Here is a 238-nt window from a genome sequence, read left to right as displayed (position 1 = left end):
GGGGGCAGATTCGAACTGCCGAACCCTGAGGGAGCGGATTTACAGTCCGCCGCGTTTAGCCACTTCGCTACCCCTCCATCATTTAGAGTGCCGGCCAGAGGACTTGAACCCCCAACCTACTGATTACAAGTCAGTTGCTCTACCAATTGAGCTAGACCGGCAAATGGTGGCTCGGGACGGAATCGAACCGCCGACACACGGATTTTCAGTCCGTTGCTCTACCAACTGAGCTACCGAG

Annotated in this window: 1 tRNA gene; it reads right to left on the bottom strand. The window is 55.9% G+C overall.

The features are described 5' to 3' along the window. Positions 1 to 88: 88 nt before the first annotated feature. Positions 89 to 161 (bottom strand) — tRNA-Thr (locus G9F75_RS19865). Positions 162 to 238: the final 77 nt, after the last annotated feature.

Origin of the sequence: Bacillus sp. EKM208B, from assembly GCF_011800725.1 — a bacterium.
GTDB lineage: Bacteria > Bacillota > Bacilli > Bacillales > Bacillaceae > Bacillus > Bacillus velezensis.
The sequence above is the reverse complement of the archived record's forward strand: the minus strand, read 5'-3'. Positions and strand labels throughout refer to the sequence as shown.